This window comes from Nocardia sp. NPDC052566, from assembly GCF_044547285.1.
In the GTDB taxonomy this organism is placed as follows: Bacteria; Actinomycetota; Actinomycetes; order Mycobacteriales; family Mycobacteriaceae; genus Nocardia.
The window spans coordinates 974,006-998,834 of the sequence record NZ_JBIUAF010000002.1 but is presented as its reverse complement, the minus strand read 5'-3'; the positions used below and the strand labels follow the sequence as shown (position 1 = coordinate 998,834).

Below are 24,829 nucleotides of genomic sequence, written 5' to 3'. Positions count from 1 at the left end.
TTATTCGGCTCCTTCGCCGTCATTCGCGGCGCGTTGCGTTGCCCAGCTGAGGAATTCGCCGAAGGCGCGGTTGAGCAGGGCGGTATCGGCAGGCCGCAGCGGGCGGTGGGTCATCAGCAGCGCCTGGCCGTACAGCGATTCCATGGCCGTCTTCAGGAAGGCCGGATCGTCGATCGCCCGCAGCCTGCGCACCACCGGACTGTGGTAGTTGAGGACGAGTTGCGCGCGCGGTGTCACGGCCGCCAGCGCGCCGAGTATCTCGGTCCACAGTTCGTCCGCCTCCGCGGCGGTCTCCGCCCTGGTGCGCTCGTTGCGGGCGGCGCGGCCGTCCAGGTACAGCGCGGGCACCGAAACCGGGTGGAACGCACGCAGAATCACATCGCAGGCCAGCGGATCGAGTGCCGCGCGCGCGATCGCGAGCACCGGGGCGAGCGCGAGTTCGTCCGCCGGGTCGACGATGTCGAGCGCCGCGGCGATCGTGTCCGCGTCCATGTCCTGCACCACCACACCGGGCAGCACCTGCGGCAGCAACCCGACCAGCTCGCGGTCATAGGTGTAGCCGCCGTTGACCACGCCGATGCCCTGTGCCGCGGCGGTCGCGGCGACCTGCCGGAACTCCTCCACCGTCGCGGTGACCCGCACGGTCCGATGGGTGCGGGCGAACTCGGTGAGCGGTACCCGGCCGTCGGTGGTCTCGAACAGCAGATGCGGCAGCATGATGCGTAACATCTCGAGCGAATGCCTGGCCATCGCCTTCACACCGAGCGAGTGCACGGACAGGAACGCGGCCAGCCGGTCCGGCTGTTCGGCGGCGATCTCGGTGAGCCAGTGGCGCACCCGCTCACCGAGTACATCGCGGACGATGGCGAGGCGCTCGTCCTCGTACAGTCCCTCGCGCGACGCGGTCGGGCGCAGCGTATCGGTGTCGATCACGCAGCGCACGAAAAACGCCCAGTCCGGCAGCAGTCCGCGGACGGCGTCGCCGAGCAGCATGCCCTTGAGATAGACCCGGTGCGCGCTGCTCTCGGCGGGATTGCCCGGCTGCGACAGCACATACGCGACACCGTTGACGCCCGCGAGTTCGGCGTCGAGCTCGATGACATCGAGCGGTGCGAAACCGAGTACCCGCTCGCCGTATGCGAGCAGCGCGGCCCTGCGCTCGACCGGCGCGGCGTACGCGCGGCGCCAGATCGGGACACCGTCGGTGGCACAGTAGCTTTCGCCGTCGGCGCGCACCGTCACCTCGTACGGCAGCAGCGAACCGAAGTCACGCACGAGTTCGCGCACCCGCTCCGGCGCGAACCACGATTCCGCGCCGATCCGCGGCGTGAGCCACACCGTGGTGCCCGGCTCGGGATGAGTCTCGTGGTCGACCACGCGCAGCGTGTAGGTGCCGTCGGCGGCGGCGAGCCATTCCACCGGGGCGGCCGCCGGATCGATGGCCGACCGGGTGACCACCCGGATGGTCTCGGCCACGGTGAAACAGGCGAGCAGCCCGATGCCGAACTGCCCGAGGAACTCTCGCCGGGCGCCCTCGATATCGTCGCGCTTGGACGAGCGGCCGATGGTGGCGAGGAAGCGGTGCACGTCGGCCTCGGTGAGCCCGATGCCGGGGTCGGCTATTCGGAGCCCGCCGGCGTCGATATCGATGCGAATCGCGGTGGGCGCCTGCGCATCGAGCTGCCCGCGCGCGGTGACGGCATCCACGGCGTTCTGCAGCAGTTCGCGAACATAGACGCGCGGACTCGAATACAGGTGGTGCGACAGCAGATCGACGATGCCACGCAGATCGACCTGAAACGAATAGCTCTCCCCTATGGACCCGGCACCGTGCGACCTCGTGTTCACCATGCAGGGATGGTCCCCGCTCGTCCCTATCGTTCGCTTAACGAAAGCTGATCGCGGGAACCCGCCGGATGTTAACGATCAGCCCGTCGGGCGCTTCGACTTCGGCAGCTTGCTCACCACGGCGTCGTAGGACTGGTCGATGAGCTCGCACAGCTCGTCGACGGTGATCTTGCCGCCGAGTTCGATGGAGTTCCAGCCGTACCGGCCGATGTAGGCCGATGCGGTCACCTCGCCGGGATGAACCCGCACGAGTTCGTCTGCCTCCTCGCGAGTCCGGCCGCATTTGAGACCGATCGAGGTGCCACCGAGGAATGCGAAGATCTTGTCGCCGACCTTGGCGACGATATCGCCCTCCCACGGTTCATCCTGCCAGGCACCGGGTTTCGCCAGGCAATACGTCAGCAACTGCGGGAAATCCATCGTCGCCTCCTCACACCGGCAGCAGCCGGGACACCACGGTGGTCAGCTGTTTGGCCGATCGGCATTCGTGCATCTCGATCACCTGCTGGTACTTGTCGGCGGCGGAATCGCCGGTACCCCAGTTCCGTTGCATCTCCGGGTTGAGCCAGTGCGCGTGCTTGGCGGTGCGCACCAGTGCGCGCAGCGCGTTCAGTTGCGGGTCGCGGTAGTTGGTGCGCGCGTCACCGAGGATCAGCAGCGAGCTGCGGCTGGTGACAGCGTCGGGAAAGTCCCTGACGAATCCGGCCAGCGCGCTGCCGTAGTCGGAATGCCCGTCGGCGCCAACCACATTCGCCTCGGTGAAGATCCGGTTCATCGATTTGTCCAGCTGGGTGTTCGGATCGAAGAATCGGGTGACCTCGTCCACCCGGTCGACGAACGCGAAAATGCGGACGCGGGAGAACTGTTCGCGCAACGCGTTGACCAGCAGCAGGGTGAAGTTGCTGAAACCAGCGACCGAACCCGAGATATCGCACAGCAGGACGAGTTCCGGACGACCGGGCCGCGGCTTGCGGTTCACCAGGTCGATCGGGACACCACCGGTGGACATGGACTTGCGCAGCGTGCGCCGCAGATCGATCTCACCGCGCCGGGAATGCTTGCGCCGCACCGCCAGTCGTGACGCGAGAATACGGGCCAGCCGCTGGGTGCCGCGCCGCATCTCGGCCAGCTCCGATTCCGAGGCGCGCAGGAAGTCGACCTCCTCCGCCTGCCGCGCGACGGCATAGCTCGCGACCCGCTCGCGGCCGATCTTCTCGGCGACCCGCCTGCGCGTCTCCGCCTCGATGCTCGCGCGGAACCGATCGATCCGTCCCCGGGCGGTGCGGCGCGCGATCTCGGTGTCGAACCCGCCGGTGTCGGGCCCGGCGGCCAGTCCGGCCAGTATCTTGGCCAGCAGTGTTTGCGGCTGTACATCTTTCAGCGCTTGGTACGCCGAAAACGAAGGGCCGCGCGAGGATTGGTACTGGCCGAGCTGTTCCACCATCTGCGCGACGAGCATCTCCAGCCGCTGCGCCGAATCTTCTTGTGCCAGCAGCTCGGCGAGCAGTTCGCGCAACGCCTGGATATCGACCTCGCCGGAGGGTTTGCGCGGGATCTCCACCTCGTCGAACGCACCGCTGCGCTGGCCGAGCGCCGCGGGGAACCACAGGTCGAACAGGTTGTCGAAGGTGGTGCGATGGGTGGTGCGGCGCAGCAGCGCGCACGCCAGACCCTCGCGCACCACCTCGCGGTCCATCAGGTCCAAGACGGTCAGCACGCGGCCCGCGTCCACCGTTTCCGACGGCCCCACCGGGATGCCGCGTGCGCGCAGCGCTTCGACGAAGCCGACGAGATGTCCCGGAATCCCTTGCGGCGCCTCGAATTCCGTTTCCGTCGACGCCGATCCCGCCATGGCTCAGGCCAGCTTCAGCTCGGCCAGCGCGCGCTGGTGATCGCTCTGATGTTTGAGCACCACCCCGAGGGTGGCGCGCACCGTGGTCTCGTCCAGGTCGTGCAGGCCGAGGGCGAGCAGTGTGCGGCCCCAGTCGATGGATTCGGCTACCGAGGGCAGCTTCTTCAGCTGCATCCCGCGCAGCACGTGCACGATCCGCACCAGCTGCGCCGCGACCGCGGCGGATAGCTCGGGCACCCGGCTGGCCAGGATACGGCGCTCGAGTTCCTCGTCCGGGAAGTCGAGATGCAGGTAGAGGCAGCGGCGCTTGAGCGCCTCGGACAGCTCGCGGGTCGCGTTCGAGGTGAGTACGACGAACGGCTTGCGGCTCGCGGTGATGGTGCCCAGTTCGGGCACCGTGACCGCGAAATCGCTCAGCACCTCGAGCAGCAGCCCCTCGATCTCGACGTCGGCCTTGTCGGTCTCGTCGATCAGCAGCACGGTCGGATCGGTGCGCCGGATCGCGGTCAGCAGCGGGCGCGAGAGCAGGAACTCCTCGGTGAAAACGTCGGCTTTGGTTTCTTCCCAATCGTTTTCGCTCGACGCCTGGATGCGCAGGATCTGCTTGGCGTGATTCCACTCGTAGAGTGCGCGCGCCTCGTCGACACCCTCATAGCACTGCAACCGCACCAGCTCGGCGCCCGCGGTCTGGGCCACCGCGCGGGCCAGTTCGGTCTTGCCGACACCGGCCGGGCCCTCGATCAGCAGTGGCTTGCCGAGCCGGTCGGCCAGGAACACCGAGGTGGCCGTGGCCTTGTCGGCCAGGTAGCCGGTGGTGGCCAGCCGGTCGATCACATCGTCGACCGAGGTGAAGATCGGCTCCTGCACTGCGTTCTCAGCCACGTGGTGTCCTTCTTCCTTCCAGCAATCCGGATCAGACCGGACGGATCTGACCGTCGCCCCAGACGATCCACTTGGTCGAGGTCAGCTCCGGCAGCGCCATCGGGCCGCGGGCGTGCAGCTTCTGGGTGGAGATGCCGATTTCGGCGCCGAAGCCGAACTGCTCGCCGTCGGTGAACGCGGTCGAGGCGTTGACCATTACCGCGGCCGCGTCGACCCGGCTGGTGAACTCGCGCGCCGCGGCGAGTTCGCCGGTGACGATGGCCTCGGTGTGCCCGGTGCCCCAGGTGTTGATGTGCTCGACGGCCGCGTCCAGATCGGCGACGACCTTCAGCGCGATATCCAGGGTGAGGTACTCCTCGCCCCAGTCCTTGTCGTCGGCGGGCACGAGCCCGGGCAGGTCGCCGTGCACGGTGACGCCGTGCCGCTCCAGCGCCTCGATCAGCCGCGGCACCGCGGTGGTGGCGATCGCGTCATCGATCAGCACCGTCTCGGCGGCGTTGCACACGCTCGGGCGCCTGGTCTTGGCGTTGATCAGGATCTGCTCGGCCATGTCCAGATCGGCGGCGGCGTGCACGTAGACATGGCAGTTGCCGGTGCCGGTCTCGATGGTCGGCACCTGGGCGTCGCGGACCACGGCGTTGATCAGGCCTGCGCCGCCACGCGGGATCACCACGTCGACCAGGCCGCGCGCCTGGATCAGGTGGGTCACGCTCGACCGGTCCTCGCTGGGCAGCAGCTGGACCGCGTCGGCCGGAATGCCCTGCGCGGCAAGCGCTTCCCGCAGCACGGCGACCAGCGCGGCATTGGAGTGGGCGGCCGACGACGACCCGCGGAGCAGCGCGGCATTGCCCGACTTGAGCGCGAGGCCGAACGCGTCGACGGTGACGTTCGGCCGCGCTTCGTACACCATGCCGACCACGCCGAGCGGCACGCGGACCTGACGGATCTCCAGGCCGTTGGGCAGCGTCGAACCGCGGTCGACCACACCGACCGGATCCGGCAGACCGGCGACCTGGCGCAGCCCGGAGGCGATGCCGTCGATGCGCGCCTCGGTCAGCCGCAGCCGGTCGAGCAGCGACTCCTCGGTGCCAGCGGCCTGCGCGTTCGCGATGTCCTGCGCGTTCGCGGCGAGCACGTCCCCGGCCGCGGCGAGCAGCGCGTCGGCGGCCGCGTGCAGCGCGTCGTTCTTCTGCGCCGTCGTCAGCTGGGCGAGCGTGCGCGAGGCGACCCTGGCCTTGCGCGCCGCGTCGTGCACCGCTTCACGAATATCCAGGCCAGCGGCCTTGCGCGCATCCGACTCAGACGTGGTTCCTACCGTCATGGGTCTAGCGTACTGACCCGTTCTGCAACCGGTTCGACCGCGCCGCCCGGGCACGGCGAAGCGCAGCGGCACAGTGAAACTCGTAACAGGGCACCGCGACGGGTGTGTGCCTCTATCGTGGTGATCATGTCCAGTACGCCGGATCGGATACCTGCCGACGCGGGCATCGGCGCGCTCGGTCGATTGACCGCACAGCAACGGATGGATGCGCAGATGGTGGCGTTGTCTTTCGTGGACAACGCCGGAATCACCAGGGTGAAGACGGTGCCCGCGGCCAGGCTGGCCGATGCGGCGCGCTTCGGCGTCGGGGTTTCGCCGTGTTTCGAGACCTTCACCTTCGACGACCTCGTCGCCGTCGGGCGCTATCTCGGCGGTCCGGACGGCGATCTGCGGCTGGTGCCCGATCTGTCCCGGCTGACCGAACTGTCCTGCCAGCCCGGCTGGGCGTGGGCGCCTGCGGACAAGTACACCCAGGACGGCGCGCGTTTCGTCGCCTGCCAGCGTGCGTTCGCGGCGCGGCAGGCCGAGGCGGCGGCGCGGCAGGGGCTGCGGCTGTCGATGGCGTTCGAGCACGAATGGGCGCTCGGCGCCGACGAACCCGATTTCGTCCCGGTGGTGCACGGCCCCGGCTACGGCATCATCCGGCTCGGCCAGATCGCCGACTACGCAAGGGATCTCGTCGAGACGCTGACCCGTCAGCACATCGAGGTACACCAGTTCCACCCCGAATACGCGACATCGCAGCTCGAGGTGTCCGTCGCGCCGAACGATCCGGTCGCGGCCGCCGACGACGCGGTACTGGTCCGGCACACCATTCGCCAGATGAGCAGCCGCTACGGCTGGCGCGCCACGCTCGCGCCGAGTATCGAGCCCGACGGCGCGGGATCCGGTGGGCACCTTCACCTGTCGGTGCACGACGACGACGGGCCGCTCTTCGCGGGCGGGGACGGACCGCACGGCATGCGCCGACCGGGCGAGGCGTTCCTGGCCGGGGTGCTCCGCGAACTGCCCGCGCTGATCGCGGTCGGCGCGGGCAATCCCGCGAGCTTCCTGCGCTTGGAACCGTCGCGCTGGGCGGGCGTCTGGCAGTGCTGGGGCCACGAAGCCAGGGAGGCGGCACTGCGTTTCGTCACCGGCGTGCACGGCACCGAGCCGTGGGCGGCCAACGCCGAGGTCAAATGCTTCGACGCGACCGGGAACCCCTATCTGATCGTCGGCTCGGTGATCGCGGCCGGATTGGCCGGTGTCGCAGAGGATTTGCGGCTGCCCGCCGGTATCAGCGGCGATCCGAGCCACTTCGACGCCGAGCAGCTGATGCTGTCCGGGGTGCGCAGGCTGCCGACCTCGCCGTCGGAGGCGGCCGAGCAGTTCGAGAAGTCGGCGGTGCTCGCCGAGGCGATGGGGCAGGAGATGCACGACGCGCTGCTCACCGTGCGCCGCGCCGAGGCCGAAAGATACCGGGAGGCAACGCCGAGCGAGCTCATCGAGCTGACCCGGTGGCGGTTCTGAGGTGCTCACCGACGGTGTGCCGCTGACCGATCACCACTGCCACGGCGTCGTCGCCGCGGATCTGGACCGTCCCGGCTTCGAGGAACTGCTCGGCGAAGGGCCGCGCGGCAGCTTCGACTCGTCGGTCGGCCTGGCGGTGCGGCGCTGGTGCGCACCGATACTCGACCTGCCGCCGCACGTCGCCCCCGACGAATACCTCACCCGCCGAGCCGAACTCGGCTGGCGGGAGGTCTCCGCCCGGCTGCTGCGCGCGACCGGGACGACGCGCTGGTTCGTGGATTCCGGGTACGGCACCGACAATCTCGCCGAGCTGACCGGCGGCACGGTGCGGGAGATCGTGCGGCTGGAACACGTCGCGGAGCGGGTCATCGCCGAGAGCGGAACGCCCGCCACGCTTTTCGACGATATCGACGCGCTCACCACGGTGTTCGACCAGATCGAGGCGGCACTGCGCGATCGCGCGCGGTACGCGGTCGGCCTGAAGACGATCGTCGCCTACCGGTGCGGCCTCGACTTCCCGCTCGTCGACGCGCCGCCCGCCGCGGTGCTGCCGAGCCGGCGCCTCACCGATAAGCACCTACTCGGCTGGCTGGTCGGGGTCGGTGCGCGCATCGGCGCCGAACTCGGACTGCCGCTGCAGGTCCACACCGGCTTCGGCGATGCCGACCTGCGGCTGCAGCGCGCGGATCCGCTGCTGCTCACCGACTTCCTGCGCGCGACAGCGCAGACGGGTCTCACGGTGATGTTGTTGCACTGCTGGCCTTTTCACCGCAAGGCCGCCTATCTCACCCATGCCTTCCCACATGTGCGGATGGATCTCGGGCTGACCATTCCCTATGTGGGACACCGCACTTCGGCGGTGCTCGCCGAAACGCTTGAGCTGGTGCCGTTCCGGTCGCTGCTGTACTCCTCCGACGGCTATGGCCTGCCGGAACTGCACTACCTCGGCGCCAGGCTGTGGCGCAACGGGCTCGGGAAGCTGCTCGACGAATGGATCGCCGAGGACGTGATCACCGGCGCCGACGCCGAGCAGTTGATCACCGCCCTCGCCAACGGCAACGCGGAGCGCGCCTACCAGATCTGAGCTCCGCACTTCCGCGTGCCCGACACAGCGCGTAGATCAACAGCCGGTGCCCGGCGCTGCGGTTACCCGTATTTATTCGAGTGCGCACCGGCGCGCCGATACCTACCGTGGAGAGACCTGATCACCGATATGTAAGGACGACTCCGATGTTTCCCGTCGAGTTGCACGGCACCCGTGCGCGGACGTTGATGTGGGCCCACGAGCACGAGATGGACGCGGCTGTGCTGCAGCAACTGCGCAATATCGCCCGGCTCGAATGGGTCCACGGCGTGCGCGTCATGCCGGACGTGCACCTCGGTATCGGCGCCACGGTCGGCTCGGTGATCGCGATGAAGGATGCCGTCGCTCCCGCCGCGGTCGGCGTGGATATCGGCTGCGGCATGGAGAGCGTCAAGACCGACCTGACCGCCGCCGACCTGCCGGACAACCTGCACTCGCTACGTTCGCGCATCGAGGCGGCGGTGCCCGTCGGCTTCCAAGCGCACAAGGACGCGGTCGACGTCGGCAAGCTCGGCGCCGAATTCGCGGCCTCGCACGGCGAGGCCGCGCTGCACAATCGTGGCTGGGACCGCTTCTGGGACTCGTTCACCTCGCTGACCCCCGAGGTGCAGGCGCTGGAAGGCAAGGCGCACAAGCAGATGGGCTCGCTCGGCGGCGGCAACCACTTCATCGAGGTATGCCTCGACGAGCACGACGCCGTCTGGATCCTGCTGCATTCCGGCAGCCGCAATATCGGCAAGGAACTCGCCGAGCGCCACATGAAGGTCGCGCGGGCGCTGTCGCACAACGGCGCCCTGGTCGATCGCAATCTGGCCGTATTCCTCTCCGGCACACCGGAAATGGATGCCTACCGCCGCGATCTCACCTGGGCGCAGGAATACGCGGCGCGCAACCGCGCGGTGATGCTCGCGCTGGTCTGCCGCGCCGTGCGTGACGAATTCGCCGAGCGCCCGGTGCGTTTCGACAAGCCGATCTCCTGCCACCACAACTATGTGGCGGAAGAGGTGATCGACGGCATGCCGATGCTGGTGACCCGCAAGGGCGCCATCCGCGCGGGCGAGGGCGATCTCGGGTTGATTCCGGGCTCGATGGGCACCCGCTCGTATGTGGTGCGCGGCAAGGGAAATCCGGAGTCGTACCAGTCGGCCTCGCACGGCGCGGGCCGCCGGATGAGCCGTACCGCGGCCAAGAAGCAGTTCACCGTCGCGGATCTCATCGCGCAGACCGAGGGCGTCGAATCACGCAAGGACGCGGGTGTGGTCGACGAGATCCCGGCCGCGTACAAGGACATCGACCAGGTGATCGCGGCGCAGGCCGATCTGGTCGATATCGTCGCGACGCTGCGTCAGGTGCTCTGCGTCAAGGGCTGAGCCGGCGTCGTTCCGGCAGGTAGGCGCATTCCCTGCCGGAACGACCGGCGCAGGCCTGTACCGAAGCCGCGCCGCGCCGGATGATTCAGCGGCGCCGCAGCCCGGCGGCGATACCGGCGCCGAGCAGCAGCATGCCGGTGATCAGCGCGAAACCGTTGTTCACCCAGGCGTGCAGTGCGAGCTTGAGCCCGTTCGACAGCGCGGGCGTGTTCTGGATGGTCCGCCAGATGTCGTCGGGGAAGAACACCTGCGCGAGCCCGGGGAGCAGACCCCAGACCAGTCCGGCGATGACGGTGCTGACGGGTGAATGCGCGGCCAGCGTCGCCACCAGGAACAACAGCACGGCGCCGCCGATGATCTGGAACGTCGAACCCCAGCGCGCCGTCTCGTCACCGAGGACGATCCACTCCCTGGTGTCCGCGGCGCCGTTGGCGGCGAGCCCGATTCCGATCGGCGCCACCACCAGCGCGAACACGGTGCTGGACAGGGTGCGCCCCACGGTGCTGCCGCTGCGGAACTGGGCACCGGGCGGTGACCACTCCGCGGGCGGCTGATAGTTGCTCGACATGGTCGTCCTCCCTGAGCGATCCCGGGTGCGGGGATCTTGCTCGCCCTATTGTCCGTCGCGCAATGGCAATTCGCGGTGAATGGCATGACTCGAGCAGGCACCGAATCCATGCCCCGATCACCGACACGCCTAGCTATCAGAAACCACACCCCGGTGTGTCGGGCGGCGTCGCGGTGCGACTGATCGCGTGTACCGCGGCGCGGGCATGCGGTGAGACCTTCACGATGCGGCGATCGTCGACGCACCCGGTGATCGATCACGGCAGCCAGGCATGTCGGCGGCGGATGGCACCAGGATCGATGAGCTGCGGCACGCGTTGTCGGTGGCGTCGGGCACTATGGTCCGGGTGACGACAGCCAGCGGCACCACCCTCGAACCGGCAACGCACGAGCTGCGCGAACGCGCCGAGCAGCTACTGCGTGAGCTCGCCGGACCACAGGCGAGGCTGCGCGAAGATCAGTGGACCGCGATCGAGGCACTGGTCGTACACCGCCGCCGGGCGCTGGTGGTGCAGCGCACCGGCTGGGGTAAGTCGGCGGTCTACTTCATCGCGGCCAAGTTGCTGCGCGCCGAGGGCCGCGGCCCGACGGTGATCGTCTCGCCGCTGCTCGCGCTGATGCGCAACCAGGTCGCGGCCGCACAGCGAGCCGGTGTCGTCGCGGCAACCATCAATTCGGGCAATATGACCGAGTGGGACGATATCCACGCCGGGGTGGCTGCGGGCGATATCGACGTGCTGCTGGTCAGCCCGGAACGGTTGAACAATCCCGACTTCCGCGATCAGGTGCTGCCGAAGCTCGCCGCGGACGCGGGCCTGGTGGTCATCGATGAGGCGCACTGCGTCTCCGACTGGGGCCACGACTTCCGGCCGGACTACCGCCGCATCCGCACCCTCATCGCCGATCTCGGATCCGGCGTGCCGGTGCTCGCCACCACCGCGACGGCCAACGACCGGGTGGTCACCGATGTCGCCACCCAGATCGGCACCGATACGCTCGTGCTGCGCGGCACGCTGGATCGTGAATCGCTGCACCTGTCGGTGGTGCGCTTCGACGACGCGGTGGAACGCACCGCGTGGCTCAGCGGTCAGCTGCACCGGCTGCCCGGTTCCGGCATCGTCTACACGCTCACCGTCGCCGCCGCCAACGATCTGGCCGATGTGCTGAATTCGCACGGCCACACCGTCGCCGCCTACACCGGCCAATCCGATCCGGCCGAGCGCGAGGCCCTGGAATCGGCGCTGCTGAACAACGAGGTGAAGGCGCTGATCGCGACCTCGGCGCTCGGTATGGGATTCGACAAGGCGGATCTCGGTTTCGTGGTGCACGTCGGCGCGCCGTCCTCGCCCATCGCCTACTACCAGCAGGTCGGCCGTGCCGGCCGCGGCACCGAGCGTGCCGAGGTGGTGCTGCTGCCGGGTCCGGAGGATCAGCGGATCTGGAGTTACTTTGCCTCCGTTGCCTTTCCACGCGAGCACATCGTGCGCGCGGTCCTCGACGCGCTCGATACCGACCGCGCGCTGTCGACCGCGGCGCTGGAGCCGCTGGTCGAACTGAACCGCTCCCGGCTGGAGATGGTGCTGAAGGTGCTCGACGTCGACGGCGCGGTGCGCCGGGTGCGCGGCGGCTGGCTGTCCACCGGTGAACCGTGGACCTACGACGCCGAACGCTACGAGCGCCTGTCGGCCGCTCGTGAGGTCGAGCAGCAGGCCATGATCGACTACCAGTCCACCACCGCCTGCCGGATGGAGTTCCTGCGCCGCCAGCTCGACGATCCCGGTTTGCCCGGCGCCGAGGCGGATTCGCCAGGCTGCGGTCGCTGCGACAATTGCACCGGCACCCGTCCCGATGTCACGGTGGACGTCGCCGCCGTCGCCGCGACGCGCGCCCGCCTCGACCGGCCCGGCCTCGACCTCGCGCCGCGCAAACAGTGGCCGACCGGCATGGCGAAGCTCGGAGTTCCGCTGTCCGGCAAGATCACCGGCGGCCCCGAGACCGGTCGCGTGCTCGGCCGCCTGACCGACCTCGGCTGGGGGCAGCGCCTGCGCGGCCTGCTCGACGGCCCCGATATCCCGGTCCCCGACGCGGTCTTCGATGCCTGCATCGCCGTACTGCGCGACTGGGATTGGGCCGCTCGCCCGACCTCGGTCCTCGCCCTCGAATCGCCGCGCTACCCCCAGCTCACCGCGAGCCTGGCCGCCCGCCTCGCCCAAATCGGCCGTCTGGACAACCTCGGCACCCTGCACACCCGCCCGGATCGCCCGCCGGTCTCCGCCGCCAACTCCGCACACCGCGTGGCAGGCCTCTTCGACTCCTGGAAACTCCCCGACCTCACCGCCGTCGACGGCCCGATCCTGCTGGTGGACACCCTCACCGACACCGGCTGGACCTTGACGCTGGCCGCCAACGCCCTGCGCACCGCGGGCGCCGACGCGGTACTCCCCTTCGCCCTCGCCTCCGTCACCTGATCCCGCCGATAGTCCTCGGTGCTCGCCCGAACCAGCTCACCCGCACCACCGAGTGGCACGAAGCCTGACTACCGTCGGCGATCGGGTCGGCACTGTCCGCGGGCTGTCGGCCGTGGGGATCGCCGGTGACGAATATCGCACCGCCGTCATGGTTCTCGAACGCAGGACACCCAACCTCCATCCGGCACTGCCGCATCACCGCAGGTCGCCGGTATGACGGCGATGCGGTCCGAATCACCTACTCGCGCATGCGCCTTCGAACCGCAGGCAGCGCCTTTACCTGAGGGGTAATGGCGTTCGGCGCTCGATGATCAGAGGATGGGATCCATGACCACACCGACAACGACTCGTGCCGTAGTGGAAGAACTCTTGGGGCGGATCGCGAAGGGGGACCCCGGGCTGATCGCGGAAATGTATGCCGAACAAGGCGATTGGAAGCTGAACTGGCCCGAGGACGAGCACGGGCGCGCCGAGACGCCTTGGATTCGGCACCGGGTCACCCGCGCCGACGCGGCCGCCCACTTCGACCAGCTCGCGCGCCACCATGTCCCGGAGGAAGTCGGGACGGTCATCGAGTCCATCCTGGTGGATGGGCCGCACGCTGTCGTACTCGGCGAGATCCGGCAGACGGCCCGGTCCACCGGCCGAGCGTACCGATCTCGATTCGCCCTGCACCTCACCGTCGAGAACGGCCTCATCACCCGGCATCACGTCTACGAGGACAGCCTCGCGGTGGCGCAGGCCTTCGCCGGGCCGGCGACCTCCTGAGTCACTGACGGGCGTCGGGCAGGTCGACTTTCCGCGGGTCCGGCGGAATTTCCTCCGCCGCGTGCAGCAGGTTGTCCGGGGGCAGCGGGCGGCGCGGCTCGCGGACGCCCGCGGCGCCACCGGCGTCCGGGCCGGGTGAGCGCCCGCTGTTACCTGCGGCGACCTTCGGGCGCAGCCGCCGCAGCAGGGCGCGGAACGGATTTCGCTTCATAGCGCCAGTGTGCGCGCCTACCGCCCCGGCGTCGCCTGCGTTCGCGAGCAGCGAAGAACTATCTCGTCGCGAGCAGTTCGAGTATCTCGGCGGTGGTTCCGGTCTCGCCGAGGCGGGGAAAGATCTTGGCGACGCTGTGCTCATGCGAGGCGGCGTCGGCGTCGGTCATCGCGTCGGTGGCCAGGGTGACGTGGTAGCCGTGTTCGTGGGCGGCGCGAGCGGTGGATTCGACGCCGATACTGGTGGCGATACCGGTGAGCACGATCTGGGTGACGGCACGGCGGCGCAGTTGCAGATCGAGGTCGGTGCCGTAGAAGGCGCCCCAGTTGCGTTTGGTGACGTGGATGTCCTCCGGGTGGCCGAGCAGATCATCGATGATCCGATCCCAGCCCTCGGGCGGCGTGCCGGGCAGCGACGGAAATTCGTTGCGCCCCTTGGCCTGGTCGGCACCATCGATGGCGAACGAGACCCGCACCAGGATGACCGGCAGACCGTGCGCACGGAAGGCGTGCGCCAGGGCGGCGGAGTTCGCGACAACGGCCGCGGCGGAATGGGGTACCCGCGGCGCGGCGACGATGCCGTGCTGCAGGTCGATGACGACGAGCGCGGTGCGCTCGTCGAGGGTGGTCACGGTCATGGAGGGTCCTTACTCTCAGTCTTGCGTGATGTCGTCCAGCAGCGTGAGCGCCTCGATGATGGTGCGGCGCTGCGCTTCCGTGCAGCGATCCTGCAGCGTGCGCGCCAGCCATTCCTGACGTGCCGCTCGATCCCCCAGTACGCGGTGATGTCCCGTCGCGGTGAGCGAGATCAACTGTCTGCGCCCGTCGGTGGGATCGGGCCTGCGCTGGACGAATTCGGCGCGCTCCAATGCCGCGACGGTCACCGCCATCGATTGCGGCCGTACCCGTTCCGCGGCAGCGAGATCGCTGGTCGAGGCGGGCCCATCCTTGTCGAGGCGGCTCAGCACCGCCGCCTGCGAGGGGGTGATGTCGTCATCGGCGTCCAGCTCCCGCAGTCTGCGCCGCAGCCTGCTGAAGACCACCCGCACCTCGTTCGCGGCGCGAACCGCGGATTCGGAGATCTCGGCCATGGAACAACGATAAATCCTTCAGTCTCAACTGTCCAGTTTTAACTGCACAGTTTGAGCTGAATACTCTCGAGATCCCGGCGACAGACCGGACGACCCGTTATCGTCGGACGGGTGGCCAGCAAGTCCGCGTCGCCCGCGATCGAACTCGACGTCGGCGACCGCACCGTCCGCATCTCCAATCCGGACCGGATCTACTTTCCGGCAACCGGCGCGACCAAGCTCGACCTGGTGCAGTACTACCTCAGCGTCGGCGACGGGATCGTCAACGCGCTGCGCGACCGGCCGTGCATGCTGCACCGCTTCCCGAAGGGACTCGCGGGCGACAAGGTCCATCAGAAACGACTACCCGCGGGTGCGCCCGACTGGATTCCCACGGTGCGCGTGTTCTTCCCGCGCTACGGCAGGCACGCGGACGAGCTGTGCGTCGGCGAACTCGCCGACGTGATCTGGGCGGTGCAGATGTCGACGGTGGAGTTCCATCCGTGGAACTCGCGCGCCGCCGACACCGAGCGCCCCGACGAATGGCGCATCGACCTCGACCCGATGCCGGACTGCCCGTGGTCGCGGGTGCAGCGGGTGGCGGGCGTCGTGCGTGAGGCGCTCGACGATCTCGGCGCCGTCGGGTGGCCGAAAACGTCCGGCGGCAAGGGAATTCACATTTATGTGCGCATCGCCCCCGAATGGGGTTTCACCGATGTGCGCCGCGCCGCACTCGCCTTCGCCAACGAGGTGCAGCGCCGCGCGCCCGACGATGTCACCACCACCTGGTGGCGCAAGGACCGCGATCCGAAACTGCTCTTCGTCGACTACAACCAGAACGCGCGCGACCACACCATCGCGGCCGCCTACTCCGTGCGCGGCGTTCCCGCGGCCACCGTGTCCACCCCCATCGGCTGGGACGAGATCCCCGATATCGATCCGCGCGACTTCACCATGTCCACCGTGCCCGCGCGCTACGCCGCCCTCGGTGACCTGCATGCGGATATCGACACCGCGGTGTTCTCGCTCGAACCGCTGATCGCATGGGCGGAGCGCGATCGCATCGAGGACCTACCGGAGGACGACGACTAGCGGTTCGGGAGGGGATTGCCCTGAACCGCAGGCGATTTCGGTACGCGGCGGCGGAGATGCCGCTGGTCATGACGCGCGTCTCTGTCGCGGACGGTCGATCGGCGACCGGCGATGCCGGATAGGGCGGGCGGTGGAGCCGCAACTCACATCGGCGGGCGATGCTAGCGTCGATCTGGGCACCTTCACTGCGGACGGTCGCCTCGCCCTGTTGTCGCGAACACCACCGGTTGCACCGCCCGAAGGAGGTCCTTTCCATGAGCCGACCCGAGGTTGCCGTCCCGGTGGCGATCGGCCCGGCCACGCCGCCGCCCGCGCTGCTGGAGAAGGCGGTCGTCGAAGGTGGTGCGACGGTGGCCGATCTGGCCGATGCCAGGGCGCTGATCTGGGCGGGCGCGCCCGGTGAGTTCCCGATGGAGCTGCCCGACTCGATCGAGTGGGTGCAACTGCACGCCGCCGGTGTCGAGGACTGGTTCACCGCCGGAATCTTCGCGCGTCATCCGAATGTTCGATTCACCTCCGCCGCAGGCGCTTTCGCGGCCAATGTGGCCGAGCACGCATTGATGCTGCTGCTCGCGGGTGTGCGCTACCTGCCGGAACATCTGCGCGCGGGCAGCTGGCGACAGCGGGACTTCTACCCGCACGTCAGCACCCTGCGCGGCAAGACGGTCACCATCGTCGGCGCGGGCGGTATCGGGCGCGCGCTGATTCCCATGCTCGTTCCGCTCGGCGCGCACGTCATCGCGGTCAATCGCACCGGGCGCCCGGTCACCGGCCCCGGCATCCCCGAAACCATCGAAACCATCGCCGCCGATCAGCTCGGCAAGGTGTGGGCGCACACCGATCACGTCATCGTCGCCGCGCCCGCCACCCCGGCCACCCGCCACCTCATCGGCGCGGACGAACTGTCCAGGCTCAAGCCGACCTCCTGGGTGATCAACATCGCCCGCGGCAGCCTCATCGATACCGATGCCCTGGTCGCCGCGCTGGCCTCCGGCGCCATCGGTGGCGCCGGGCTCGACGTCACCGATCCCGAGCCGCTCCCCGACGGTCACCCGCTCTGGGTGCTGCCGAATGCCATTGTCACGCCGCATGATTCGAACCCGCCGCAGCTGCGTCTCGCGGCGTTCGCCGACCACGTCAGCGAGAACGTCACCCGCTTCGTCCAGGGCCGCGACCTGATCGCCCCCATCGACCTCGACCGCGGCTACTGACACCGGCATACGTACCGTCGAGCGCAGTCGAAAGGCCCCTGGCCACGGCGTGTCGCACGGCCATTCGACTGCGTTCGACGAACTCCGACCCGACCACGCGGCCCCGGCACCCACGCCGCGGGCCGCGTTCGGCGTTCACGGCTCGGAGCGCAACCAGCCTGCAATAAATGTGCCATTGACAAATGGCACATTCGTCGATGATTCTGGGGACATGACAAGGTCAACGAGGACCTCGGTCCCCGGCGTTCCCACCGCGCCTTCGGTGCGGGCTCAGCTCGCCTCGACGGCGACTCGGCTCGGCCTGCGGCCGTTGAACTGCGCGATTCCGATGAACGGGCCGGGCGTGTGGTTCTCCCGCAGGCTCATCGCGACGATCATGGCGGCGGGCGGGCCGCCCGTGCGGGGCAGCACCGTCAGCCGGGTTCGTTCCGGCGCCGTGCGCGGGGAATGGGTGCGGGCGCCCGGCGTCGAATTCGGTAAGCAGGCGATCTACTACATCCACGGCAGCGGTTACGTGCTCTGCTCGGCACGCACCCATCGCGGGCTCGCCACGCAGCTGTCGCGCAAGACCGGACTGCCGGTCTTCCTCACCGACTACCGGCTCGCGCCGGAGCACCGATTCCCCGCCGCCGCCGACGATGTCGAGGCGGGGTATCAGTGGCTGCTCGACAACGGATACGCCGCAGACGATCTGGTGATCGGCTGCGATTCGGCGGGCGGACACCTCGCGCTCGACCTGCTGATCCAGAACAGCCGCCGCGGATACCCACAGCCCGCCGCCGTCACCATGTTCTCCCCGCTGCTCGACCTCACCCTCGGCCTCGCCGCCGAACGGGAACGGCGCAGGCCGGATCCGGTCATCTCCGCGCGGGCCGCCGCCCGGCTGCCGCGGCAGTACACCCGCGGCCTCCCCGAAGACGCGCCGCGCCTGCGTCTTTCGATCCCGCAGGGCACGGACCTCCCGCCGATCCTGGTGCAGGTCGGCGGCGCCGAGATGCTGAGCGCGGACGCCAGGCACCTGCACGCCATGGTGCGCGCCGCGGGTGGCCGCTGCGAACTGGAGGTCTGGCCCGGCCAGATGCACGTCTTCCAGGCGCTGCCCATGGTGGTCCCCGAGGCCGGCATGGCACTCGATCGCACGGCCGAATTCCTGCGCGCCGCGCTGGCTTCCACCAGGGTCACGGAGAAGGTGAGCTGACATGTTCGGACTGGAAAAGCTACTGCCACTTGGCATTCGACCACGACGCTCGCACGGCGCGCGAGCGGTGGTGACCGGTGCGGGCAGCGGCATCGGGCGTGCGTTCGCACTGGAGATCGCCGCGCGCGGCGGGGAGGTGATCTGCGCCGATATCAGCGAGGCACGCGCCGACGCGACCGTCGCGCTCATCGAACGCCGGCATCCGGGCGCCGCGCACGCGTTCCGCTGCGATGTCGCGCGCCGCGAGGACGTGGAAATCCTTGCCCGCTTCGCCGATTCGATCTTCGACCGCCCGGTGACCCTGGTGGTCAACAACGCGGGCGTCGGCATTGGCGGAAAACACGTGGGCGAGATCGGTTTCGACGACTGGGACTGGGCACTCGGCATCAACCTGTGGGGCGTGGTGCACGGCTGCGAGATCTTCGCACCGCAGCTGCGGGCCGCACGGCAGGGCGGCATCATCAATGTCGCGTCGGCCGCCGGTTTCGCGGCGGCGCCATCGATGGCCGCCTACAACGTGTCCAAGGCCGCGGTGATGTCGCTGTCGGAGACCATGGCCGCGGAGATGAGCGGTACCGGCGTCGCGGTGACGGTGCTGTGCCCCACCTTCGTCAAGACCAATGTGGCCCGCGACGGCCGCATCACCCAGCAGTCGATGAGGCTCGCCGACACGCTGATGCGGTTGACCGGCTTCTCCCCCGACCGCGTCGCCGCGACCACGCTCGACGCCCACGATCGCGGCCAGCTGTATGTGCTGCCGCAGCTGGACGCGCATATCGTCTGGCGGCTCAAGCGCTACTTCCCTGCCCAGTACACCTACGCCCTCGGACTTTTGGATCGGCTACTGCCCCAAGAGGATTCGACCAGCTCCGACCGCTCATCGGTCACCGACAAGACAGGGGTCTGACATGGCCATCCAGATGGATTTCGACGATATGCTCCGCAAGATCAAGGACCGGCAGTGGGCGCTGGCCGATATCGATTGGGACGCACCGGGTGCGGAGACGATCACGCCCGAACTGCACGCCAAGCTCAAGCCGTTCATGGCCGATCTGATGTGGATCGAGAACGTGGGCGCGCGCGGTTTCGCCGCCATGGCGAAGAAGGCGCCCACCGAGACCCTGCGTGAGATCTACCGCTATTTCCATGCCGAGGAGCAGAAGCACGCCAATGCCGAACTGGCGCTGATGCGCCGCTGGGGCATGCTCGACGGTGACGAGATCCCGCAGCCCAATGTGAACGTCAAACTGGTCATCGACTTCCTCGACAAGTACTCCGACGACATGTCGATGTCGTTCCTCGGCACGGTGATTCCGATGCTGGAGGTGGCGCTGGACGGCGCGCTGATCAAGTTCATCGTCGACGAGATCGAGGATCCGGTCTGCCAGGAGGCGTTCAAGCGGATCAACGCCGACGAATCCCGGCATCTGGCCGTGGATTTCGCGGTGATGGATGTGCTCGGTCACGCACAGCTGCGCAAGCTGGCCACCGATCTGGTCGGCGGTTGGGTGAAGCCGTCGTTCCTCATCGGCGTGCTGAGCTATGTGCCGCTGCTGAACAAGATGCGCGACAACATCGTGGCGATGGGCGTCGACGAGGAGAAGCTGTACACCGCGCTCAAGCGCTACGCGAATGTCGGTGAGCGCAGCGAATTCGCGCGCAGGCTGCCGATGTATCAGATCGTGAAGATGCACGGCGGCTGGGTGATCAACCGCGGCCACCCCTACCATCTGCTCGCCGACGCGCTGGTGAAGATCACCGCGAGGGTGCCGCAGGGTCTGCTGCGCAAGGACCCGACCTGGGTCAAGGAAGTCACCTACGAGCCGGCGGCGTGAACGATATGACCGACAAGACACTCGCCGTCGCCATCATCGGCGGCGGATTCGCGGGCATCGGCGCCGCGATCAGATTGAAGCAGAAGGGGATTCGCGATTTCGTGATCCTAGAGCGCGGGACCGCGATCGGCGGCACCTGGCGCGACAACACCTATCCCGGCGCGGCGTGCGATATTCCGTCGCGGCTGTACTCCTACAGCTTCGCGCCGAATCCGGACTGGTCGCACACCTATTCGGGCAGCAACGAGATCCTCGGCTACATCGAAGCGATGACCGCGGAGTTCGGGCTCGGACCGCATTTCCGGTTCGGGCACACCGTGACCGGCCTGGAGTTCGACGAACCGGCGGGCGAATGGGAGATCGCCATCGATGGCCGTGCGGACCGTCTGCGGGCCCGCACCGTTGTCCTCGCCTCCGGGCCGCTGGCCAATGCCGGCTTCCCCGACATCCGCGGTATCGAAACCTTCGAGGGACACAAGATCCACAGTGCCCGTTGGGATCACGACTACGACTTCACCGGCAAGCGGGTCGCGGTCGTCGGCACCGGAGCCAGCGCGGTGCAGATCATTCCGGAACTCGTCGACAGGGCGGCCTCGGTCAAGGTGTTCCAGCGCACGCCGGGATGGGTACTGCCCCGGGTCAATCGGCGCACCAGCCCGCTGACCAAGGAGCTGTATCGCCGGGTGCCCGCGGCCGAATCGCTGGCCAGGCGCGCCTGGTTCTACGGGCACGAGTCGGTGGCGCTCGGCGTCGTCTGGAATACGCCGCTGACCAGGGTCGTCGAACTCGTCGGGCGGGCGCAGCTGCGCCGTCAGGTGAAGGATCCGTGGCTGCGCCGCCAGCTCACCCCGGAGTTCCGTGCGGGCTGCAAGCGGCTGCTGATGACCGACGACTACTACCCCGCGCTGCAGCGCGAGAACTGCAAGCTGATCACCTGGCCCATCGCCCGGATCGCCCCACAGGGCATCCGAACGGCGGAAGGTGTTGAGCACCAAGCGGATTGCATCGTGTTCGCGACCGGGTTCGACGTATCCAAGACCGGCACGCCGATTCCGGTCATCGGCCGCGACGGCCGGGTGCTCGCGGAGGAATGGGCGCGCGGGGCATTCGCCTACAAGAGCGTCGCGGTGTCCGGGTATCCGAATCTGTTCCTGACATTCGGACCGAATTCCGGACCGGGGCACAATTCGGCGCTGGTGTACATGGAAGCCCAGATCGACTATCTGACGCGGGCCATCGGCACCATCCTCGACCGCGACCTGCGCATGCTCGACGTGCGCCGCGACCGGCAGGACAGCTACAACGCGACGATGCAGCGCAGGCTCACCGGCACCACCTGGAACTCGGGCTGCCGCAGCTGGTATCTCACCGAGGACGGCTTCAACGCGACCATGTACCCCGGCTTCGCCACGCAGTACGTGCATCAGCTGCGCACGGTGAACCTGGACGACTACACGGCCGTCCCGGTGGCGGCGGGCGCGCCGAAACCGCGGATCGCGGCGGTGTCGTAGATGGCGCGGTGCTGAGATGACGGCGGCCGGCGGCCCGAACGTTAGACTCGGTCGTTCGAACGACCGTGGTGTTCGGCCGTCGGCCGACCGGTTCCGTGCAGGGCGAGGGAGGTGACGATGCCGGAATATCGCATCGACGACCTCGCGCGCGCCGCGGGCACCACCACCCGCAACGTCCGCGCCTATCAGGAGCGCGGGCTCCTGCCGCCGCCCATCGGCAAGGACGGTCGTGCGAGCATCTACGACGACGCGCACCTGGAACGGCTGCGACTGATCGACGCGCTGCTGCAGCGCGGCTTCACCACCGCGCATATCGGCGACTTCATCACCAGCTGGGAGACCGGCAAGGACCTCACCGAGGTGCTCGGCCTGCAGCACGCGGTGACCGCGGCCTGGGCCAAGGACGAAACCTTCGAGGTGCCGCGCGAGCTGATCGGCACCATTCTCGGCACCGAGGCCGACGAGCTGGTCGACCGCCTGCAGGACATGAAACTGGTCCGCGTCGAGGGCGATACGGTGGTGTTCACCGATACCGCGCTGCTCACCTCGTTCGCCGAGCTGCACGAGTACGGCCTCGAACTGCGCACGCTCATCGAGATCTACGCCAAGGTGGCGGACCGGATCGATGACATCACCCACATCATGATCACCGCCGCCAAACAGCACATCGTCGAGGAGCACGGGCCGGGCTGGCTCCCCGAGACCAACGGCGAAATCGCCGACACCACAACGATGCTCAACAAAATGCGCGAACTCGCCGTGGCCTCGGTGCATGCCACGCTCGCCCGCTCACTCGACCTCACCCTGCAACGCGAACTCGGCGACTATCTCGCCACCGCCGCCGAGCGCGAACGCAACCGGTCCCGGACGTCGCCCGAGTAAGCGTTCTCCCGCCGACCACCTCAGCGCCGATAGCGCTCGAAAAGTACTGCGGCACAGCCGTACCCGGCGACCGTGAGACCGAGGCACCACAGCACCGCGACACCAGGCTCCCCGGCTCCGCCGCCGGTGAGCAATCCCCTGATCGTCTCGACCACGGGTGTCGCAGGCTGATGCTCGGCGAATCCGCGCAGCCATGACGGCATGGTGGCCGTGGGCACGAAAGCGCTGCTGATGTAGGGGATGAACATGATGGCGTAGGTGAATCCTCCTGCCGCCTCGGGGTTTCGGGCCAACAGCCCGAGCGCGACGGCAATCCAGATGATCGCGTGTACGAACATCACGATCAGCCCGATCGCTGCCGCCCACCCGGCCACCCCCGCACTCGGCCGAAACCCGAGCACCAGCGCGATCGCCACAACGATCGCGACGGCGACCAGATTGCGCAGAACCCCTTCCCCGACGTGCCCGGCCAGCAATGCCTGCCGGAACATCGGCAGCGTACGGAACCGATCGACCGCGCCGGTCCGCAGATCCCCCGCGACGGCGGTAGCGGTAATGGACGCACCGAATCCCGTGCACAGCAGGATGATCCCCGGCATCACATAGTCGACATACCGCCCACCCACCTGGATCGCCCCACCGAACACATACACGAACAGCACCATGATCAGCACCGGCAACATCAGCGAGATGAGCAACGTGTCCCGGCTGCGCACGGTATGCCGGACACTGCGCCGCACCATCACGTACGAATCGGCCGAAACCACTGCTACCCAGCTCACTCCGCGGCTGTTTCGACGATGTCGGCTGTTCGCATTGTCGCGTCGGCGCTCGATTGCAGTTCCACTGCAAGAGATTTCGCGCGTTGTCGGGTCTTGTCGGCGAGGACCGTGCGTAGTCCTTCGGCCAGGCGGGCCGGATCGAGTCTGCGGAACGGGATGTGCGCGCCGACGCCGAGGCGTTCTACCTGGCCGCCCCACATGGGCTGGTCGAAGGATACCGAGCAGACCAGGGTCGGCAGTGCGGCGCGCAGGCTTTCGAAAGTGGTGCCGATACCGCCGTGGTGCACGGCGGCGGTGCAGAGCGGGAACACGATGTCGTGCGCGAGCGGGCCGACGACCCTGATGTGCGGGCCGGTATCCGCCGGGACCAAGCCGCTCCATCCCGCGCTGACCAGTGCCCGCTGACCTAGTCGCCGACAGACCTGGTCGACCATATCGAGCACGGCGCGGGTATCGCGAATCGGCATGCTGCCGAAGCCGAAGTACACCGGCGGCTCATCCTCGACGATCCAGGCCACCACCTCGCCGTGCTCCGCGGCGAGCTCGCCGATGGCTTCCCGCGCGGTGCGTTCCAGTGGCAGGAAACCCACCAGTGGTCTGCGCGCATCCCACTGTTCGGCGAGGCCCGGTACCAGCGCGCGGTCGTAGATCTGCACCTCGGGCACGCCACGCTGGGCCAGTACCGCCGCCGGGCTCGCCGCCGAATTCGGCAGCCCCAGCTCGTGCCGCAGCTGATTCAGGTAGCGCAGGAAGACGACGCGCCGCAGGTTCTCGGCGAGCCCCCACGTCGCCCGGTTCATGAATGCCGGTGGCCGCCAGTTCGGCGGTAGTGCTCCGGGAAAGGGGTAGGCGCCGTTGCCGCGGCAGGGAAATCCGTGCAACACCACCATCGGCACGCCCATCGCCTCCGCGACCGACATCGCCCGATCCTCGGTGAGCATGGTCGCCACGATCACGTCCGCATCCGCGCAGACCTCGATCACCTCGCGATTCATCCGCGCCGCATACCCGGCCATCTGCTTACCGACCAACTGCATCAGCCGAAAACTGCTCCCGGCGGCCAACGCCCGCTGCCCCGCATCGGAGGAATACAGCTGCTGCACATCGGGCCCGCAGCTCACCGCCGTAAGCCCGGCACGAGTAGCGAATTCGACGAGGTTGGGCGGTGCGCCGACGATCACGTCATGCTGGCGCCGCCGCAACTCCAACCCCAGCGCGACAGCAGGCTGCACGTCCCCCCGGGTACCCGACAGCGGAATCGCGATCCTCATACCGGCACCCACCCACACAATCTGGTCAACGGTCCCGACCGCTGTAGTCGTACCCCCCTCGGCCTCTCGCTCGCCACACGCGCGGAACACGCAGCCCG

At 68.3% G+C, this 24,829-nt stretch carries 23 protein-coding genes; 12 read left to right on the top strand and 11 right to left on the bottom strand.

Annotation, left to right across the window (positions count from 1 at the left end):
• The 5 genes from ACIG5A_RS11525 to ACIG5A_RS11505 form a co-directional block, all read right to left on the bottom strand.
• The gene (locus ACIG5A_RS11525; protein ID WP_397240088.1) at positions 1 to 1,851 is read right to left on the bottom strand and encodes an HSP90 family protein; all 1,851 of its coding nucleotides are present in this window, start codon (positions 1,849 to 1,851) and stop codon (positions 1 to 3) included.
• A 75-nt stretch (positions 1,852 to 1,926) separates the two neighbouring features.
• Entirely contained in the window at positions 1,927 to 2,268 is a 342-nt protein-coding gene (locus ACIG5A_RS11520; RefSeq protein WP_397240087.1) for an MmcQ/YjbR family DNA-binding protein, read from the bottom strand.
• Positions 2,269 to 2,278: 10 nt separating this feature from the next.
• On the bottom strand, positions 2,279 to 3,700 hold the full coding sequence (locus ACIG5A_RS11515) for a VWA domain-containing protein (protein WP_397240086.1): 1,422 nt from the start codon (positions 3,698 to 3,700) through the stop codon (positions 2,279 to 2,281).
• 3 nt (positions 3,701 to 3,703) lie between these two features.
• Positions 3,704 to 4,582: an AAA family ATPase gene (locus ACIG5A_RS11510; protein WP_397240085.1), complete on the bottom strand. Its 879-nt coding sequence runs from the start codon at positions 4,580 to 4,582 to the stop codon at positions 3,704 to 3,706.
• Positions 4,583 to 4,613: 31 nt separating this feature from the next.
• Complete coding sequence (locus tag ACIG5A_RS11505) at positions 4,614 to 5,903, bottom strand: glutamate-5-semialdehyde dehydrogenase (protein WP_397240084.1); 1,290 nt, start codon at positions 5,901 to 5,903, stop codon at positions 4,614 to 4,616.
• Positions 5,904 to 6,029: 126 nt separating this feature from the next.
• On the opposite strand from ACIG5A_RS11505, the gene ACIG5A_RS11500 reads away from it, so the two are divergent.
• The 3 genes from ACIG5A_RS11500 (at position 6,030) to ACIG5A_RS11490 (ending at position 9,866) form a co-directional block, all read left to right on the top strand.
• Positions 6,030 to 7,412 (top strand): glutamine synthetase, encoded by a 1,383-nt coding sequence (locus ACIG5A_RS11500; RefSeq protein ID WP_397240083.1) that lies wholly within the window; start codon positions 6,030 to 6,032, stop codon positions 7,410 to 7,412.
• 1 nt (position 7,413) lies between these two features.
• The gene (locus tag ACIG5A_RS11495) at positions 7,414 to 8,496 is read left to right on the top strand and encodes an amidohydrolase family protein (protein WP_397240082.1); all 1,083 of its coding nucleotides are present in this window, start codon (positions 7,414 to 7,416) and stop codon (positions 8,494 to 8,496) included.
• A 146-nt stretch (positions 8,497 to 8,642) separates the two neighbouring features.
• A complete protein-coding gene (locus ACIG5A_RS11490) occupies positions 8,643 to 9,866 on the top strand; it encodes an RtcB family protein (protein WP_397240081.1) in 1,224 nt (407 codons plus the stop codon).
• 85 nt (positions 9,867 to 9,951) lie between these two features.
• Here ACIG5A_RS11490 and ACIG5A_RS11485 read toward each other — a convergent pair whose 3' ends face one another.
• Positions 9,952 to 10,434 carry a hypothetical protein gene (locus tag ACIG5A_RS11485; protein WP_397240080.1) on the bottom strand — a complete coding sequence of 161 codons (483 nt, stop codon included), beginning with the start codon at positions 10,432 to 10,434 and terminating at the stop codon, positions 9,952 to 9,954.
• Positions 10,435 to 10,771: 337 nt separating this feature from the next.
• Between ACIG5A_RS11485 and ACIG5A_RS11480 the strand changes: the two genes are divergently transcribed.
• Together ACIG5A_RS11480 and ACIG5A_RS11475 are read left to right on the top strand one after the other, a co-directional pair.
• Positions 10,772 to 12,901 carry a RecQ family ATP-dependent DNA helicase gene (locus tag ACIG5A_RS11480; RefSeq protein WP_397240598.1) on the top strand — a complete coding sequence of 710 codons (2,130 nt, stop codon included), beginning with the start codon at positions 10,772 to 10,774 and terminating at the stop codon, positions 12,899 to 12,901.
• Between the two features lie 327 nt (positions 12,902 to 13,228).
• Positions 13,229 to 13,669 carry a nuclear transport factor 2 family protein gene (locus tag ACIG5A_RS11475; RefSeq protein ID WP_397240079.1) on the top strand — a complete coding sequence of 147 codons (441 nt, stop codon included), beginning with the start codon at positions 13,229 to 13,231 and terminating at the stop codon, positions 13,667 to 13,669.
• Position 13,670: 1 nt separating this feature from the next.
• Here the strand turns inward: ACIG5A_RS11475 and ACIG5A_RS11470 are convergent, their stop codons facing one another.
• Genes ACIG5A_RS11470 through ACIG5A_RS11460 form a run of 3 tightly spaced genes read right to left on the bottom strand, consistent with a single transcriptional unit; the run spans position 13,671 to position 14,970 of the window.
• Positions 13,671 to 13,880 carry a hypothetical protein gene (locus ACIG5A_RS11470; RefSeq protein ID WP_397240078.1) on the bottom strand — a complete coding sequence of 70 codons (210 nt, stop codon included), beginning with the start codon at positions 13,878 to 13,880 and terminating at the stop codon, positions 13,671 to 13,673.
• A 58-nt stretch (positions 13,881 to 13,938) separates the two neighbouring features.
• Positions 13,939 to 14,517: a hydrolase gene (locus ACIG5A_RS11465; RefSeq protein WP_397240077.1), complete on the bottom strand. Its 579-nt coding sequence runs from the start codon at positions 14,515 to 14,517 to the stop codon at positions 13,939 to 13,941.
• A gap of 15 nt (positions 14,518 to 14,532) precedes the next feature.
• Entirely contained in the window at positions 14,533 to 14,970 is a 438-nt protein-coding gene (locus ACIG5A_RS11460) for a MarR family winged helix-turn-helix transcriptional regulator (protein ID WP_397240076.1), read from the bottom strand.
• Positions 14,971 to 15,081: 111 nt separating this feature from the next.
• Between ACIG5A_RS11460 and ligD the strand changes: the two genes are divergently transcribed.
• From ligD to ACIG5A_RS11425, 7 genes are all read left to right on the top strand, one after another.
• Positions 15,082 to 16,041 (top strand): non-homologous end-joining DNA ligase, encoded by a 960-nt coding sequence (ligD, locus tag ACIG5A_RS11455; protein WP_397240075.1) that lies wholly within the window; start codon positions 15,082 to 15,084, stop codon positions 16,039 to 16,041.
• A gap of 254 nt (positions 16,042 to 16,295) precedes the next feature.
• Positions 16,296 to 17,252, top strand: a complete 957-nt coding sequence (locus ACIG5A_RS11450) for a D-isomer specific 2-hydroxyacid dehydrogenase family protein (RefSeq protein ID WP_397240074.1) — start codon at positions 16,296 to 16,298, stop codon at positions 17,250 to 17,252.
• 211 nt (positions 17,253 to 17,463) lie between these two features.
• Entirely contained in the window at positions 17,464 to 18,450 is a 987-nt protein-coding gene (locus tag ACIG5A_RS11445; protein WP_397240073.1) for an alpha/beta hydrolase, read from the top strand.
• A gap of 1 nt (position 18,451) precedes the next feature.
• Positions 18,452 to 19,357 carry an SDR family NAD(P)-dependent oxidoreductase gene (locus ACIG5A_RS11440; protein ID WP_397240072.1) on the top strand — a complete coding sequence of 302 codons (906 nt, stop codon included), beginning with the start codon at positions 18,452 to 18,454 and terminating at the stop codon, positions 19,355 to 19,357.
• Between the two features lie 7 nt (positions 19,358 to 19,364).
• The gene (locus tag ACIG5A_RS11435; protein WP_397240597.1) at positions 19,365 to 20,285 is read left to right on the top strand and encodes a ferritin-like domain-containing protein; all 921 of its coding nucleotides are present in this window, start codon (positions 19,365 to 19,367) and stop codon (positions 20,283 to 20,285) included.
• Positions 20,286 to 20,290: 5 nt separating this feature from the next.
• On the top strand, positions 20,291 to 21,796 hold the full coding sequence (locus ACIG5A_RS11430; protein ID WP_397240070.1) for a flavin-containing monooxygenase: 1,506 nt from the start codon (positions 20,291 to 20,293) through the stop codon (positions 21,794 to 21,796).
• 117 nt (positions 21,797 to 21,913) lie between these two features.
• Positions 21,914 to 22,678, top strand: coding sequence for a MerR family transcriptional regulator (locus ACIG5A_RS11425; RefSeq protein ID WP_397240069.1), 765 nt, complete (start codon positions 21,914 to 21,916; stop codon positions 22,676 to 22,678).
• Positions 22,679 to 22,698: 20 nt separating this feature from the next.
• Here ACIG5A_RS11425 and ACIG5A_RS11420 read toward each other — a convergent pair whose 3' ends face one another.
• Complete coding sequence (locus tag ACIG5A_RS11420) at positions 22,699 to 23,421, bottom strand: ABC transporter permease (protein ID WP_397240596.1); 723 nt, start codon at positions 23,419 to 23,421, stop codon at positions 22,699 to 22,701.
• Positions 23,422 to 23,456: 35 nt separating this feature from the next.
• A complete protein-coding gene (locus tag ACIG5A_RS11415; protein ID WP_397240068.1) occupies positions 23,457 to 24,731 on the bottom strand; it encodes a glycosyltransferase in 1,275 nt (424 codons plus the stop codon).
• Between the last annotated feature and the right edge of the window lie 98 nt (positions 24,732 to 24,829).

Bases quoted from the DNA above. Each gene is read 5' to 3' on its own strand.
- ACIG5A_RS11525 (WP_397240088.1), bottom strand. From the start codon at position 1,851: ATGGTGAACACGAGGTCGCACGGTGCCGGGTCCATAGGGGAGAGCTAT.
- ACIG5A_RS11520 (WP_397240087.1), bottom strand. From the start codon at position 2,268: ATGGATTTCCCGCAGTTGCTGACGTATTGCCTGGCGAAACCCGGTGCC.
- ACIG5A_RS11515 (WP_397240086.1), bottom strand. From the start codon at position 3,700: ATGGCGGGATCGGCGTCGACGGAAACGGAATTCGAGGCGCCGCAAGGG.
- ACIG5A_RS11505 (WP_397240084.1), bottom strand. From the start codon at position 5,903: ATGACGGTAGGAACCACGTCTGAGTCGGATGCGCGCAAGGCCGCTGGC.
- ACIG5A_RS11500 (WP_397240083.1), top strand. From the start codon at position 6,030: ATGTCCAGTACGCCGGATCGGATACCTGCCGACGCGGGCATCGGCGCG.
- ACIG5A_RS11490 (WP_397240081.1), top strand. From the start codon at position 8,643: ATGTTTCCCGTCGAGTTGCACGGCACCCGTGCGCGGACGTTGATGTGG.
- ACIG5A_RS11485 (WP_397240080.1), bottom strand. From the start codon at position 10,434: ATGTCGAGCAACTATCAGCCGCCCGCGGAGTGGTCACCGCCCGGTGCC.
- ACIG5A_RS11480 (WP_397240598.1), top strand. From the start codon at position 10,772: ATGGTCCGGGTGACGACAGCCAGCGGCACCACCCTCGAACCGGCAACG.
- ACIG5A_RS11475 (WP_397240079.1), top strand. From the start codon at position 13,229: ATGACCACACCGACAACGACTCGTGCCGTAGTGGAAGAACTCTTGGGG.
- ACIG5A_RS11470 (WP_397240078.1), bottom strand. From the start codon at position 13,880: ATGAAGCGAAATCCGTTCCGCGCCCTGCTGCGGCGGCTGCGCCCGAAG.
- ACIG5A_RS11465 (WP_397240077.1), bottom strand. From the start codon at position 14,517: ATGACCGTGACCACCCTCGACGAGCGCACCGCGCTCGTCGTCATCGAC.
- ACIG5A_RS11460 (WP_397240076.1), bottom strand. From the start codon at position 14,970: ATGGCCGAGATCTCCGAATCCGCGGTTCGCGCCGCGAACGAGGTGCGG.
- ACIG5A_RS11450 (WP_397240074.1), top strand. From the start codon at position 16,296: ATGAGCCGACCCGAGGTTGCCGTCCCGGTGGCGATCGGCCCGGCCACG.
- ACIG5A_RS11445 (WP_397240073.1), top strand. From the start codon at position 17,464: ATGACAAGGTCAACGAGGACCTCGGTCCCCGGCGTTCCCACCGCGCCT.
- ACIG5A_RS11440 (WP_397240072.1), top strand. From the start codon at position 18,452: ATGTTCGGACTGGAAAAGCTACTGCCACTTGGCATTCGACCACGACGC.
- ACIG5A_RS11430 (WP_397240070.1), top strand. From the start codon at position 20,291: ATGACCGACAAGACACTCGCCGTCGCCATCATCGGCGGCGGATTCGCG.
- ACIG5A_RS11425 (WP_397240069.1), top strand. From the start codon at position 21,914: ATGCCGGAATATCGCATCGACGACCTCGCGCGCGCCGCGGGCACCACC.
- ACIG5A_RS11420 (WP_397240596.1), bottom strand. From the start codon at position 23,421: ATGGTGCGGCGCAGTGTCCGGCATACCGTGCGCAGCCGGGACACGTTG.
- ACIG5A_RS11415 (WP_397240068.1), bottom strand. From the start codon at position 24,731: ATGAGGATCGCGATTCCGCTGTCGGGTACCCGGGGGGACGTGCAGCCT.